Raw genomic sequence first — 14,792 nt, forward strand, 5'->3', positions numbered from 1 at the left:
CTCGCATTTATTATAATAAAGTTGTATGTTTTAATATTCGACATATTTTGTGAAAATCCTATATTAATAACATGAAATTTTATAAATATAATGATAAAAGCTTTTTAGGAGGCAAATAAAATGGATCAAAAAATTATTATAATATCCTATCAAAAAGACTGGCATGAAGAATACTTAAAGGAAAGATACAAATTTAATTCTTTATTAGGGGAAGAAATCGTTGCTATTGAACATATAGGAAGCACTGCCGTAGAAGGGTTAGGCGCTAAACCTCTTATTGATATGATGATTGGCGTAACGGATTTACAAATTACCGAAAAGTGGACTCATATCCTTTCGGAAATTGGATATGAGTATGTCCCAAAAGAAACACCAAGTTGGCGGTTTTTCAGAAAGGGGAAATGGAGAGCGGGTACTCATCATTTGCATGTTTATATTTATAATAGCGAGGAATGGAGAAATAATCTTTTGTTTCGAGACTTTCTAAAAAAACATGAATGGGCACGTAAAGAATATAGAGAACTAAAAGAGGGGCTTGCAGCTACATATCCTTTTGATCGTGTGTCGTATACAAATGCAAAAGCGTCATTTATTCGAAATATAATAGAATTGGCTAGAATTAATTAAAGTTAAATTTACAGTTTTTTATCTAAATAGTTTTGAAAATAGTACTGATAAATCCTTCTTTTGCTTTTTAAAAGGAAGGATGTTCTGTTTTGTCATAAAAATATACTTTCTTTCTATTTATTGGAGACAGATTGTTTTATTTATTTCAATGTTTCTAGTACATTAAAAATATTAAGGGGGAATGAAACAATGAAAGCAATTATACATCAATATAAAAAAGGATTAGAGGGGTTAGAATATAAAATTTTATCTGAATTAACTCCTAATGCTGGTGAAGTAAAAGTAAAGTTAAAAGCTGCAGGGTTAAATCATAGAGACTTATTTATAATAAATAATAGAAAAGAAATGGATATACCATTAGTAATAGGATCAGATGGATCGGGCATTGTTACAGAAATCGGAGAAGGGGTTTCAAATACTTCACTACATACCGAGGTTATTATTAATCCTAGTATTGGATGGGATAGTATTGCTAATGTGCCAGAGTTACCTGAAGTGTTAGGTGGACCGAAAGATGGAACGTTTGCTGAATATGTAATTGTACCAGCTGAAAATGTAGTGGAAAAGCCGTCATATCTTACTTGGGAAGAATCCGGTGTTCTATCATTATCGGCATTAACTGCATATAGAGCACTTTTTACAAAGGGGAGATTGAAGTGCGGTGAACATGTTTTAATTCCAGGAATAAGCGGTGGTGTGGCAACCTTTTCCATGTTATTTGCGAAAGCAATTGGCGCAAAAGTAAGTGTTACTTCAAGGTCAGAGAACAAAAGAGTGATTGCTGAAAAATATGGTGCAGACTGTTCTTTTAATAGTTCTGGAAATTGGGAAGAGAGCTTGCAAGGAGAAAAAGTAGATTTAATTATAGATAGTATTGGTCCTGCGACGTTCTTAAAATATTTTGATGTATTAAAACCAAATGGAAGAATTGTTAATTTTGGTGCAAGCTCAGGAGATAAAATTGAATTGCCATTACGTGCATTATTTTATAATCAAATCGATATTATGGGAACATCTATGGGAAGCCGTGAGGAATTTAATGAAATGATTCAGTTTATAAAAAAACATAAAATTAAACCAATTATGGATAAAAGTTTTTCGTTAGAAGAAGCAGTTCAGGCATTAAATCGTATGGAACAAGGCGAACAATTTGGTAATATCGCTCTACGTATGGAATAAAAATATGATTTAACAACTAATATTTTTATATCAATATGGTATGTATTTTATGTATGTACAGATTTTTAATTTTGTTATTTAGAAAGGTTTTTTAACATTATATATTTTTAACGCATGTAAATAGTTACATAATTGTAAAATGAAAAATAGTAAAAACAAATAAAGTGAAAATCCAAATGTGACTAAATGTTGTATACTGTGTAAATCAAGTAAACTCGTATCTTTATTTTAAGTACGATGAGAAAAATTAAGGAGAGAGTAACGTGAATTACACAGTATTTCAATGGATAAACAATTTAGCTGGTACATCTACACTATTAGATAAGGTAATGATTGTTATTACAAATAGCGCTGCATATGTGGCGATTCTATTTATGTTTATCTTATGGTTTCATAATGGAAAAAAAGAGAAAGCGATAAGAAAACAATACACAGTGTTATATACGACACTTTCTGTAATGATTGCATTATTAGTAAATGTTTTCATTCATGCGGTATATTACCATCCGCGTCCGTTTATATCACATGATGTGCATCAATTAGTACCACATGCAGAAAACTCATCATTCGTTAGCGATCATTCTGTACTTGTATTTTCGATTGCGTTCGTCTTTATGCTTAGAGGAGAAAAACTTAAATATATAGCGCTTATTTGGGCGGTATTAGTTGGCATATCACGTTTGTATGTAGGTGTTCATTTCCCGTTAGATGTAATTGGTGCCGCTGTTATAACAATTATAACAAGCAGCTTGTTGTTGCAGAATAAACGAATATTTGAACCAATCGCAAAACTTGTTTTCAAAATATATGCGTTGGTAGCAAGACGAATTCCTTTTTTAGCAAAATATAACCATATAGCTTAGGATTAAAATCTACTATTTACAAGTTTAGTTTAAAAAAGTTCCCACCTTGGGTATCCATAGGGGGAATTTTTTTTATTGAATAATAGAATAGTATTGGAAATGAAATGTAGAAAGAACTGATGATTGTTAGCAAGTAGTTAGAGTAAACAATGTAGGAAATATGAGTACAGTAAGTGGTGTAATAATAACATTATTATCGATAATCTCAATTTTTTTTATTTAGGAGAGCTTTACATTATATATAATAACAGCCAGGTTACGAAAAATAGTTAAAAAGATACGGTATCGATAATATAAGGATTACACCTACAACAGTCACGGCTATAATTTTAATTACTTCGCTCGTTACTTCCTTCTCCAAAACAACACCTCCCGACGCGTTTAAAAATCTATTGTAATAATACTATCATTAGACAACCTTATTTTTCTAATTAGAATATTCATGTTAAACACTTGAAGAAATTACTTATCTATATAGCAAATAAATGTTTTAAGTCTCTCTTTACACGATAAAGGAAAGCGAACTTTAAAAAGATGTTTTTTTATTTGAATATTCTTTAATTTCACATACCGTATTATAGATAAATAAACTTAAAACAAAAATAACAATAATTGGTTTTGTTTTAAAGGGATTAAACAGAAAACTTCGAAACATATAGTATCGAAAATAAAAACAAAAACTACATATTTTAAAGCGCATCTTCGCAGGAATCAATTACAAATGAAAGGAGATAAATATGCATAAACTTCAAACGAATAAAGGTGCTCGTTATATGATGATTGCTTTTATTGTTTTGTTTCTTACTATGCTTTTGCGTATTTTCTATATACAAGCAGTAGGAGTCGTGCATAATGTGGATGTAAAAGATCTCGCGAATGAACAACATAATAAAAATGGAGTATTAGAAGCAAACCGTGGCACAATTTATGACCAAACTGGAAAGGTACTAGTACAAGATTCCGCAACGTATCGAGTTGTTGTGAATTTAAAAGGAAAAGATAAAGTGAAAAATAGTGATGAAACGGCACAACAATTAGCTGATGTACTTGAAATTGATAAAGAGGAAGTAATAAAAAATTTTCATGAAGGACGCACACAAGTTGAAATTGGAAAAATTGGTCGGAACTTATCTAGAGAAACGAAGGAGAAAATTAGGAAACTAAAAATACCGGGTGTATCTTTTATGCCTGAAAAAGCAAGAGTGTATCCAAATGAAGATTTTGCATCCTATATACTTGGTTTTGCTAGACCAGATGATAAAGGAAATACGGAAGGGAAATTTGGACTTGAAAAAAGTTTGGATAAATATTTGCGCTCTACGAACGGGAATATAGAATATGTAGGAACACGAAGAGGTATCCCACTTACAAATGACATAGGTAAAGTAGAACCTGCTAAACATGGAAATAACGTATATCTTACGCTTGATAAGCAAATTAATAGTTTTTTAGAAGAAGCGATGAACAAAGCACAACAACACTATGATCCTTCTATGTTAATAGGAATTATTGCAGATCCAAAAACTGGTAAGGTTTTAGCGATGTCTAGTAAGCTTAGTTATAATCCTAATAAAGGCGATATTGAATACTTTTTAAATGATCCAATTGCAAACGCATATGAACCAGGTTCAACAATGAAAGTGTTTACGTTAGCTGCTGCTATTAATGAAGGTGTATATAACGGGAAAGAATATTTTCAATCAGGAAAATATTCGGTTGGTTCAACAGATATAAAGGACCATAATGGTGGATTTGGATGGGGCTCAATTACATTTGATGAAGGCTTTGAAAGATCGTCAAACGTAGCTTTTTCTATTTTAGAAGATCAGTTATTAAAACCCAATAAATTTAAGCAATATATGAATAAATTTGGTTTCAATCAAAAAACAGGAATAGATTTACCCGGAGAAAGTAAAAATACATTATTATTAAACACACAAATCCAACAAGTTACAACTTCTTTTGGGCAAGGTTCCACTGTCACTCCTATTCAATTAATACAAGCCGCTACGGCAATAGCAAATGACGGGAAAATGATGCAACCATATATCGTTGATAAAGTTGTAAATCCAACAAACAAACAAGTTATTATGGAAAATCAACCGAAAGAAATTGGGAATCCAATAAAAAACGAGACAGCGGACAAGGTAAGAAGCTTAATGGAGCGTGTTATTACGTCTTCAAAAGGAACTGGTACAATGTATAAAGTGGATGGTTATCCAATTGGAGGTAAGACAGGAACAGCACAAATTCCGAACCCTGAAAATGGACGATATATGGAAGGGAAAGAAAATTATATTTTTTCATTTTTAGGAATGGCTCCAATTGATGACCCAGAGTTAATCGTATATTTAGCTATTAAGCAGCCGAAATTAAAAGGAGACGAGTATGGAGCCCAGCCTCTTGCTGAAATATTTAAACCAGTTATAAAAAATAGTCTTGAATATTTAAAGGTGAAACCATATACAGAAAAACAAATTGCAGATGTAACGAAGCAATCTCAATTAAGAGTACAAAATTATGTGAATCAATCGATGAATACAGTAGAGGAAATTGTAGAAAAAGAGAAGTTACAGCCGGTTATTTTAGGAGAAGGAAAAATAATAAAACAATATCCACAGTCTGGTGAGGTAATGAGTGAAGGAGATCGCGTATTTCTATTAGGAAATAACGCAAAAATGCCAAATGTAAAAGGTTGGTCCATGCGTGATGTTATGTATTTCTCTAAGCTTTTAAAATTAGATTTAAAAACTTCAGGGACGGGTTATGTAACGAATCAAAGTATTGAAAAAGGGCAAGATTTACAAGAAGGTGATACGTTAAAACTAGAATTAGAACCACCACTACAACCGTTAGTAGAGGCAATTACGAATTAATTTGGACATTTTGAAGGGTCTATATATAATGGGCTCTTTTTTGAGATTCTAGTAATTTCACGCACCGTAATTTTTAGAAAAAATAATAAATAAGACTATTAACATTGGCGTAACTTGAAATATGTGATTATTTATTATTTACAGTTAAATACATATGTGATAATATGGAAAAAATCAAATGCAGTGAAGAGAAGAGTAAATAAAATGAATTTTTCACAGAGAGCTCCATAAAGCTGAAAAGGAGCAAAAATTCTTTATTGAACCAAGCCTCTGAGCAGCACATCGGAATCTTATATAAGAGGATGGTGTGACGGGAGCTCCCGTTATAGAGCTACGGTATAAGCATGAAAACAATGCAGTACCTGATAAGTTTAATATGGCGACATATTAATAAACTAGGGTGGCACCGCGATGATAAATCTCGTCCCTAAGACTATAAGTCTTGGGGGTGGGATTTTTTATTGTTTTAAAACAATATGGAAAGCGGGGGCCTAAAGTGAAAAAAATACTTAAAGATTGGAAATATCCTTTATTACTACTGTCCGGAGTTGGTATCGCGAATTTAGGTGCATGGATTTACTTAATAGCACTGAATGTACTTGTCTATAATATGGGTGGCTCAGCCTTAGCTGTTGCTACTTTATATGTAATTAAGCCACTAGCCGCTTTATTTACAAACGCTTGGTCAGGAAGTATGATTGATCGTTTAAATAAACGAAAATTAATGATACACCTTGATATATATCGTGCAATATGTATCGCTATGTTACCTTTACTTCCATCACTTTGGATTGTTTATGTATTCGTATTCTTTATAAGTATGGCCAGCGCAATTTATGAGCCGACTACTATGACGTATATGACGAAATTAATTCCAGTAGAGCTAAGACAACGTTTCAATTCACTACGTAGCTTAATATCATCCGGTGCATTTTTAATTGGTCCGGCGGTAGCGGGAGCTTTATTAATAGTGAGTACACCAGAGTTTACTATATATATGAATACTATAGCATTTCTTTTATCAGGATTAATTACACTACTTTTACCCAATCTTGATAAAAAAGAAGATTCTCATTCACCTAGTAATACAATATCTATTTCACTATTAAAAAAAGATTGGAACACTGTTATAAATTTTAGTAGAAAACATGTGTATGTCGTATGTGTGTACTTCTTATTCCAAGGAATGATGGTACTAGCTACCGCAACTGATTCACTTGAATTATCATTTGCGAAAGAAATTTTATTGTTAACAGATAGTGAGTATGGCTTTTTAGTAAGTATTGGTGGAGCGGGCTGTATTTTAGGCGCCATAACAAATACAATTTTATCAAAAAGATTAGCACCTTCATTTCTAATTGGGATAGGATCATTATTCATCGCACTCGGATATTTAATCTACGCTTTTTCAAGTGGATTTTTAATAGCTGCTACCGGATTTCTTATTTTATCTTTCTCTATGGCATATGCAAATACAGGGTATTATACATTTTACCAAAATAACGTTCCTGTTCATATGATGGGACGGATTGGGAGTATATATGGGCTCTTTATTGCAGTAGTAACAATTTTTATTACAATATTGTCTGCTGTTGCAACGCAATTCATCTCTATACAACTTGTAGTCATTGTAGGAGCATTAGGAATGCTGTTTATAACTATCGTATTGTGTGTATTTACTTTATTACCATCACAATTTAAGTGGGGTTCCGATGAATCAATAAATTCGAAATGAATTTTGTGTTCTTATTAATAATTTATCGTATTCAATTAAAGGGTTCTTTCCCCTTTATATGGAAAAATAATAAGGGGAAAGAACAATAAGAAAAGACAAGGGTGGTTGTCGTGATAAAAACAAAAGGGGAAATAGACAAAATTGTAAAAGAGATGTATCGGAATATAGATTTCTCTGGGGTAGTTTTAGTAAAAAAAGAAAAAAACTTAATCTATGAAGAGGCGTTTGGTTACGCAAATAGAAGTGAATGTATAAACAATACACTACAAACAAAATTCGGAATTGCTTCAGGATGTAAATTATTCACTGCAATCGGCATCTGTCAACTTGTTGAAAAAGGTGTAATTACTTTTCATACAAAGTTAAAAGATTGTCTACATATTAAATTTCCAAACTTCAATGATGATATTACAATACACCAACTTTTAACACATAGTTCTGGTATTCCAGATTATTTTGACGAAAGTATAATGGATAACTTTGAGGGTCTTTGGAAGCAAACACCTATGTACCTTTTAAAAAGTTTAAAAGACTTTTTACCATTATTTCAAAACAATAATATGATGTTTGCACCAGGAAGTAAGTTTCACTATAACAATGCAGGCTTTATCGTACTGGGATTAATAATAGAAGAACAAACAGGACTTGAGTTTGCGGAATATATAGAGCAAAAAATATTCAATCCAATTGGCATGAATGATTCCGGTTATTTCTCTTTAGATACATTACCAAAGCACACCGCTCTTGGATATATAAAAGATGTAAATAGCCAAAAATGGAGAACAAATGCATATTCTATACCGATAAAAGGTGGTTCTGATGGCGGTGCTTATATTACCGCACCAGACATGCTTAAGTTCTGGGAAGCATTATTTAACTATGAAATATTAAGCCAAGAATATACTAATTTACTTTTAACTCCTCACATTCAAGTAAATAATAATCAGTTTTACGGCTATGGAATATGGATTGAAACAAGACAAAATAATATTTTTAAATATCATATAATGGGCTATGATCCAGGTGTTAGTTTTCGCTCGGCTGTTTATCCAGACTTAGGAATTACATTAGTTATTCCTTCGAATAAAGGAGCAGGACCTGAAAAATTAATGAAAGAACTAGAAAAATCTTTTTGAAAAAGTTTAAAGAGCTCATGCTAGCATTTGCCTTGAAATGTACTCTTTATATTTCGATAAACGTTTGATTAAAAGTCTTCATTTTAATTATTAAATGAAGACTTTCTGTAATTGATTAACACTGTTTTATGATTGTATATCGATATTTATATGTAGTATTAAAGAGGTGGGAAAAATGTGTATATATTAAACGGTAGTATGTTTATTGTTTTTGGAGTCATCTCCTATTTAATTGTACGAAGTATTTTAATTGGGATGAAAAATAAAAAACATGTAAATTGGTGGAAAGAATTAATTCGTTTTCTATTCGTAGTATACATTTGTATGGTTGTTGCCGTAACTTTATTTCCTTTACCAATTGGTTTTCCTTCTAGTGCTGAAAATCTTAGTCGTTCAGTTAATATTATTCCCTTTGCATCAATTTTTAAGGATATTGGTCAAATCGGAAGTGCTTATGATGGTGATGTCCTATTTATGATCGGTCTAATCGTAAGAAATGTTGGTGGGAACGTTTTATTATTAATGCCTTTAGGTTTTTTAGCACCAATTATATGGGATACATATAAAAAGATTAAAAATACTATTTTATTAGGATTTACCATATCAGTTAGTATTGAATTATTACAACTAATTGAGTCTTTATTTAGTGGATCGGCACGTATTACTGATATTGATGATGTGATCTGTAACGTTCTAGGTTCTATTGTTGGTTATTTTATTTATAAAATCACTTTAAAGCTAGCTGCTACATTTAACATGCAAGTAGTAAATAAAACTAATTCTAAAGATATAAAATGTATTGATAAAAGTTAAACGAGTTTATGAATGTAATAATAATGGTAATAAAGACGTACGAGTAAAAAGTATGTCTTTTTATTTTTATAACTAATGAGTAAGATTGATGGGAAATTACATTTCACATTATACACTTTAAAGTAGCTATCGTGTTTCAAGTATGGAATGAAAAGAGGCGAATATAATTTTCAAAGGCAAACAAGTATATAGGAGGACTCTAAATGGATATTCTATTTGTTATTCTACTTGTTATTCTTATAATTATATTAATGCAAGGTAAGGAATATAAAGTGAATATTAATCGTATTTGGATCATTCCGGCTTTGCTGTGCCTCGTAACAATCCAGTCCATTTTTCATATGGGGCAATTAACTATATTACAAGTACTACTATTTGTTGCAACGCTCGGAATTGGATTTGGTCTTGGGGTTATTAGGGGGAAAGCATTAACATTTCGATTAGATAGTGAAACAGGTCATGTATTACGAAAGGGAAATTGTTTAAGTACAATTATTCTACTTGTTATTTTAGGTGCAAAAGTTGTGATTAAGCAGAGTATGTTTTCTGGCAGTACGCATCAAACATTAACGATTGTAACGAATGCCTTTTTATGTATCACATTAGGTACTGTAATTAGTAGAAGATATTATATTTGGAAAAAATATAATGAATTAACACAAAAAGCGTAATTTCATTCTTCCCTTGTTTAACAACGCTATGAACGGTAATACTAAATAACATTGAACATTTACAACAAGGGATGATAATATGATATTTATTTACACAGACTTCGGTGGTACACATACAACTTCACTAGCTGCAGCGTATCATTTAAATAAATTACCAACTGATCGGAAGTTAACGAAAGAAGAAATATTAAATGTAGAGTACTTCAATAAATTAAAAACAGAAGATATGGGGAAAATTATTTTTCATGGAATAGACGAAAATGGCAATCCTGTATATACGATTGGATGTGGCACATCAAAAGTCGTTGTACCTGCGATGAAGCATTTAGGAGAGATTCTACAAAAACATTATGAAAGCCATGAAAAGATTATTTTTTCTAATACATCACCAACAGTGCCTTTACCAATGACTTTTGGTGGTCTGTTTTCTAGGAGGTTTCATATCGATTTTATCGGCGTACCGTTACTCGTATGGGGAGCAAAAATTTGTTGTGATAACATACAAAGGCTTGTCAGTTATACGAAAGAAGCTGGGCGATTGACGAATGATTATGTTGTAATTTTAGATAATGAAAATTTTAAATAATGTATGGAAGAAGAAAATCGGACATATGCTCCGATTTTCTTTTTTTATTGGTGAAACAGACAAGAAATAGTCACATTTAATTTTCATCTACTATAGCCAAAACAATAAAGTCCTGTTACTATTACAGGGATATTCTCTTTTCATAGCATAAATATATAGAAAAATTAGAAAAGAGGAATTGAATTAAGGGAGGAACAACATGAAGCGTGTTGCTTGGATTACTGATAGTACAACTGCGAGTTTTACAACAGAAGGAGATAACTTTGTTATCCCAATCGAAGTTATTATTGATGGTGTGTCGTACAAAGATTGTGAAGAAGGTGTACGTGAACGTGTTTATAATGCGTTAAACGAAGGTAAGACAGTCACTACATCACAACCTAACATTGGGGAAATGGTAGAGTTATTTACGAAATGCAAAGAAGAATATGAAGAAGGATTTGCAGTTGCTATTAGCGGAAAAGTAAGTGGAACCTATCAAAACATGAAATTAGCTGCAGAAATGGCAGGGTTCCCATTAACGGTATTAGACAGTGAAACGACAAGTTATCCAATGGATGAACTAATTAGAAAAGCGAAATTGTTATACAATGATGGTATGACTTTACAAGATATACACAAAACATTAGTAGATGAAAAAAGAAGACCTTTTCATGTATTTCCAAAGAGCTTAAAAGGTTTGTATGCAAGTGGACGTGTAAAGGGAGTTCAATTTTTACTTGGAAGTTTATTAAGTGTCAACTTAATATTAGAAGTAAAAGGCGGCGAACTTTTACTTGAAAAGAAAGTTCGTAAAATCCAAAAATGTCGAGAATATATTAAAAATGAGCTTGAAAAAGAATTACCTAAAGTACTTCATATGTTCCATGCTAATGACAAAGATGGAGCTGAAGAATGGATTTCAGATATAAGACAAGCATTCCCTGAAATGGACTTCAAACTATATCCATTACCGATTTCATTTGCTGTTCATGCAGGTGAGGGAACAATAGCAATTAGTTATTAAAGTAAAACCCGTGAATCATTCACGGGTTTTTTATTTAATTAAAATGAAATGGAACCCTGCCAAATCTCCATCGAGCTTAGAAATCGATGATTCCTCAATACCTCATAGAAAATTGTGGAATGCTCTATTTATGGCTTATCCGATTATTTCTTACAATATTTAGGGAGGATCGAGTTGAAAACGGAATTATTTTAGTGTAAAATTACACTAAATAAAACATTAGTTACTTTTGGAGGAGAGAAAGTGAATAAAGATCATACAATTGAACTCATTTCAACGAAAATAAAGTTAATACGTACTGAAAAAAGATATACACAAGATAAAATGGCTGAAATTCTCGGGATATCCAAAAAAACGCTTGTTCAAATTGAGAAAGGGAGAACGAATGCAGGCTGGACCAACACCATTGCTATTTGTGCATTGTTTAGAGATAGTGAAGTTTTACAGAATGCTCTTGGGGATGATCCATTAGTAGTAATCGAAACAATGGCCCACAGTAGCACTAGCAATTTCAAAGAAAAAACATTGGGAGGAAAAATCTGGTGGAAACAGATTCAAGAAAAAGGGAACTTTCGTTTACAACAAAATCTGATTAGTCAGCATTATCGTATTTTAGACAAACAGGATTACCGTTGGTTTAATTCATTTGATTTAGAAGAAGCGCTAAATCAAATGAATCAATTAGCAACGGATTCAGACAGTCAAATAACCCCTTAAAATTATAGAGAATGCAGAAAAATTGGAGGGAGTTACATATGATCATTTTGAGTTTACTTTGGATCTACTATATGCCTTATCTCGTGTTATGCGGATTTTTTGGTGGATTGTATTTAATTATTATTGGGATTAAACATCGTAACTTACTCGTAAGTATACTAGGATTACTTAGTCTTTCCTTTGTCGTACTGCCTTTTATTTTTTGGGGAATGGGGATTGCTGAGAATAAACTTCTTGATATTCCTACAGAATTATACTGGATTCTATTTTCTTTAACTGGGCTATTAGCTGGAATCATTGGATTACGGTCAAAAATTAAAGGAATACGTAATATGGGATTTATTATTTTTACTAGTGGAATAGTAGGAGACCTTTTTTATGTTTTAATGTCTGTACCTGATTCCATGTATATCAACTAGTTTTTTAAACTAAGCTCATTTTTATTTACTACTACATGGTGACTTAATCCAAAAAAGATAGCACAACAAAGGTAGAGGAAGAATCGCTGTCTTTCTTTATGAATCAGTACATAAAAAGGAGATGCTATAGTACCTATAGCATCTCCTTTTTCACATGAATCATTTCCCTATTAGCTGGATTTCACATAAATGTTTGATTTCATCCAGTACGTAGTAGGTAGCATATCGATAGCTATCTGTAATTTCTACATCCTCTGACTTTAAATAATAAAGGTAATGTTATCACAGTTGTTCCTGCAAGGGAAAAAGAAAAAATAAATAGTGTAGTAAAAACATTCTAGAATAAAGAAGCTTAGGAATATGGGATATAAAATATGGTAAATACGAGTTGTTAGAAAATTTTGATAATTAACGGAAGAATACAAAGCATAAGAAAGTTTACAATTTTCATGCCAACACTACAAACTTGACATGCTTATTGAGAAAGAGTGAGAATGAGTAATATAACACTTATCTAATACATTCAGGTGATATTAGTATTGGATTTATTTTTAAGGGGGATGTTTAATGAAACCAGAACTAATTGTTAGAAATTTCTTCAAAGAAGTGCGTTCAGGGAATAATCCAGACTTTTCAAATCGATATATGGCAGATAAAGTATTGGCACATCAAGTTATATCTGAAGAGGAACAAACAGTATACAGATCGCCAAAAGATTATGCTGAGCATGTAAGAGAGATGATTGAAGTATATGGAAATTTCTCTTTAGAAATTCAAGAATTATTAGTACAAGATAGTAAAGTATATGTACGCTGGAAGCAAGTAGGTACACACATAGGAGAAATAGATGGATACGAACCTACAGGCCTCCCTATAACTCAAATAGCAAGTGCGGTATATAGAATAGAAAACGGGAAAATTTCAGAGTATTGGATTCAAATTGATAGATCAGGAATTCAAAATCAATTAGAGTACAATAAGAACATTCAATAAATTATCTTTAAGAATAATAGTAAAAAGCACAAAAACAAGATTTTTAAAACGATTATTTCTATTACATAAAGGATACAAATCAATGCACTTTTTTACTGAAAGATTCATTCAAATTAATAAAAAAAGAGCATGTTTTAATAAATCTTTTAAAATATGCTCTTTTTTATTGTTTCTACGTGTACTGACATCAGCTTAGTGTAACTTTATTATATGGTAACAACAAACATAGACACCTGTTTATGAACCCAAAAAATAGCAATAATTGTTCATGCGGTTTAAATTCGGGATAGACTAGCTAACAATGAAAATAATAGAATCAAGTTGTAATGTGTATTTCGTTTTACACTGTAAGTCATTCATATTAAGTAATAGAATTGTAGAAACATATAATAGAATATTCGCACTAATATTTATACAGTTACAATCTATTTACATATAATATTATTAGGATTATATTGGCAATGAAAGAGAAAACAATAGATGGAAGGGGATGTTTTTTATGTTTAAAAAAGCAGCACTAGGGATTTCATCGTTAGCAATCACAGCGTTCGTCGGTTTAGGAATGGCAACAGAAGCTTCAGCTGGACCTGCAGCACCACTTACTTCACTAAACGTCGTACAAGTAGAGTCTGAGCTGGGCGGAGTAGAAACAATTAACCCAAACAGCTTTAGCACATCACGTAACCACGGGGGAAAATACTTATATATTACAACGAAAGAGATGGGATACGGTCAAAATCCATTTACTAAAATGAATGGTTCTAATGTAAAAAGCATTGGATCCACAATAATCGGCGGAAAACCAATCGTTGGCTGGTATTACAAATGGGATGCGTCTGGACATCAACAAGGAACATTTGAATACCAAAAAACATCTATAAACGCACCATTTAATACAATACGTACGTCAATTTATATTCAATAATTTTTGAAAACGTTCGCACATATAGAATAGTCAAAAAAGGTACTCCTAGGAGTACCTTTTTTGACTTGAACCACGTTCATCTATATTTACAATGCCGATCCCACAGCAAGAACACTTCCCATAAAATAACATCCTACACGTCTATGAAATTGATAGGAACGGGTAGTACAAGTCCTCTATAGTTAAAGTACGTAACCTTACATATTCCAATTCAATGAAAACAGAAAAAGACTGTATTACTTACGC

At 31.8% G+C, this 14,792-nt stretch carries 14 protein-coding genes and 1 other annotated feature; all 14 genes read left to right on the plus strand.

From position 1 onward, the window contains the following. Positions 1-120 precede the first annotated feature (120 nt). The 14 genes from JDS98_RS01015 (at position 121) to JDS98_RS01080 (ending at position 14,546) form a co-directional block, all read left to right on the plus strand. Complete coding sequence (locus JDS98_RS01015) at positions 121-627, plus strand: GrpB family protein (RefSeq protein ID WP_199633445.1); 507 nt, start codon at positions 121-123, stop codon at positions 625-627. 189 nt (positions 628-816) lie between these two features. After that, positions 817-1,806 carry a zinc-binding dehydrogenase gene (locus JDS98_RS01020; protein ID WP_097880758.1) on the plus strand — a complete coding sequence of 330 codons (990 nt, stop codon included), beginning with the start codon at positions 817-819 and terminating at the stop codon, positions 1,804-1,806. A gap of 263 nt (positions 1,807-2,069) precedes the next feature. Further along, positions 2,070-2,669: an undecaprenyl-diphosphatase gene (locus JDS98_RS01025; RefSeq protein ID WP_001110148.1), complete on the plus strand. Its 600-nt coding sequence runs from the start codon at positions 2,070-2,072 to the stop codon at positions 2,667-2,669. A 737-nt stretch (positions 2,670-3,406) separates the two neighbouring features. After that, the gene (locus tag JDS98_RS01030; protein ID WP_199633446.1) at positions 3,407-5,545 is read left to right on the plus strand and encodes a penicillin-binding protein; all 2,139 of its coding nucleotides are present in this window, start codon (positions 3,407-3,409) and stop codon (positions 5,543-5,545) included. 174 nt (positions 5,546-5,719) lie between these two features. After that, positions 5,720-5,977 (plus strand) — a binding site (T-box leader). A gap of 64 nt (positions 5,978-6,041) precedes the next feature. Next, positions 6,042-7,280, plus strand: a complete 1,239-nt coding sequence (locus tag JDS98_RS01035; RefSeq protein WP_098911934.1) for an MFS transporter — start codon at positions 6,042-6,044, stop codon at positions 7,278-7,280. A 110-nt stretch (positions 7,281-7,390) separates the two neighbouring features. Next, on the plus strand, positions 7,391-8,416 hold the full coding sequence (locus JDS98_RS01040; protein WP_142345909.1) for a serine hydrolase domain-containing protein: 1,026 nt from the start codon (positions 7,391-7,393) through the stop codon (positions 8,414-8,416). Between the two features lie 177 nt (positions 8,417-8,593). Further along, complete coding sequence (locus JDS98_RS01045) at positions 8,594-9,229, plus strand: VanZ family protein (RefSeq protein WP_000275661.1); 636 nt, start codon at positions 8,594-8,596, stop codon at positions 9,227-9,229. A gap of 203 nt (positions 9,230-9,432) precedes the next feature. Then, positions 9,433-9,900: a CcdC protein domain-containing protein gene (locus JDS98_RS01050; RefSeq protein ID WP_097958607.1), complete on the plus strand. Its 468-nt coding sequence runs from the start codon at positions 9,433-9,435 to the stop codon at positions 9,898-9,900. Between the two features lie 79 nt (positions 9,901-9,979). Further along, positions 9,980-10,486, plus strand: a complete 507-nt coding sequence (locus JDS98_RS01055; RefSeq protein WP_199633447.1) for a DUF3189 family protein — start codon at positions 9,980-9,982, stop codon at positions 10,484-10,486. Between the two features lie 199 nt (positions 10,487-10,685). Then, positions 10,686-11,492, plus strand: coding sequence for a DegV family protein (locus JDS98_RS01060; RefSeq protein ID WP_000831953.1), 807 nt, complete (start codon positions 10,686-10,688; stop codon positions 11,490-11,492). A 243-nt stretch (positions 11,493-11,735) separates the two neighbouring features. Beyond that, positions 11,736-12,209 carry a helix-turn-helix transcriptional regulator gene (locus tag JDS98_RS01065; protein WP_001030624.1) on the plus strand — a complete coding sequence of 158 codons (474 nt, stop codon included), beginning with the start codon at positions 11,736-11,738 and terminating at the stop codon, positions 12,207-12,209. Positions 12,210-12,247: 38 nt separating this feature from the next. Then, positions 12,248-12,628 (plus strand): hypothetical protein, encoded by a 381-nt coding sequence (locus JDS98_RS01070; RefSeq protein WP_000584986.1) that lies wholly within the window; start codon positions 12,248-12,250, stop codon positions 12,626-12,628. Positions 12,629-13,195: 567 nt separating this feature from the next. Further along, positions 13,196-13,621 carry an ester cyclase gene (locus JDS98_RS01075; RefSeq protein WP_000801762.1) on the plus strand — a complete coding sequence of 142 codons (426 nt, stop codon included), beginning with the start codon at positions 13,196-13,198 and terminating at the stop codon, positions 13,619-13,621. Between the two features lie 499 nt (positions 13,622-14,120). Beyond that, on the plus strand, positions 14,121-14,546 hold the full coding sequence (locus JDS98_RS01080) for a DUF4879 domain-containing protein (protein ID WP_199633448.1): 426 nt from the start codon (positions 14,121-14,123) through the stop codon (positions 14,544-14,546). Positions 14,547-14,792: the final 246 nt, after the last annotated feature.

It is taken from the genome of Bacillus cereus group sp. N11 (genome assembly GCF_016483605.1).
Lineage (GTDB): Bacteria > Bacillota > Bacilli > Bacillales > Bacillaceae_G > Bacillus_A > Bacillus_A toyonensis.

Bases quoted from the DNA above. Each gene is read 5' to 3' on its own strand.
- JDS98_RS01075 (WP_000801762.1), top strand. From the start codon at position 13,196: ATGAAACCAGAACTAATTGTTAGAAATTTCTTCAAAGAAGTGCGTTCA.
- JDS98_RS01030 (WP_199633446.1), top strand. From the start codon at position 3,407: ATGCATAAACTTCAAACGAATAAAGGTGCTCGTTATATGATGATTGCT.
- JDS98_RS01055 (WP_199633447.1), top strand. From the start codon at position 9,980: ATGATATTTATTTACACAGACTTCGGTGGTACACATACAACTTCACTA.
- JDS98_RS01070 (WP_000584986.1), top strand. From the start codon at position 12,248: ATGATCATTTTGAGTTTACTTTGGATCTACTATATGCCTTATCTCGTG.
- JDS98_RS01015 (WP_199633445.1), top strand. From the start codon at position 121: ATGGATCAAAAAATTATTATAATATCCTATCAAAAAGACTGGCATGAA.
- JDS98_RS01020 (WP_097880758.1), top strand. From the start codon at position 817: ATGAAAGCAATTATACATCAATATAAAAAAGGATTAGAGGGGTTAGAA.
- JDS98_RS01050 (WP_097958607.1), top strand. From the start codon at position 9,433: ATGGATATTCTATTTGTTATTCTACTTGTTATTCTTATAATTATATTA.
- JDS98_RS01080 (WP_199633448.1), top strand. From the start codon at position 14,121: ATGTTTAAAAAAGCAGCACTAGGGATTTCATCGTTAGCAATCACAGCG.
- JDS98_RS01060 (WP_000831953.1), top strand. From the start codon at position 10,686: ATGAAGCGTGTTGCTTGGATTACTGATAGTACAACTGCGAGTTTTACA.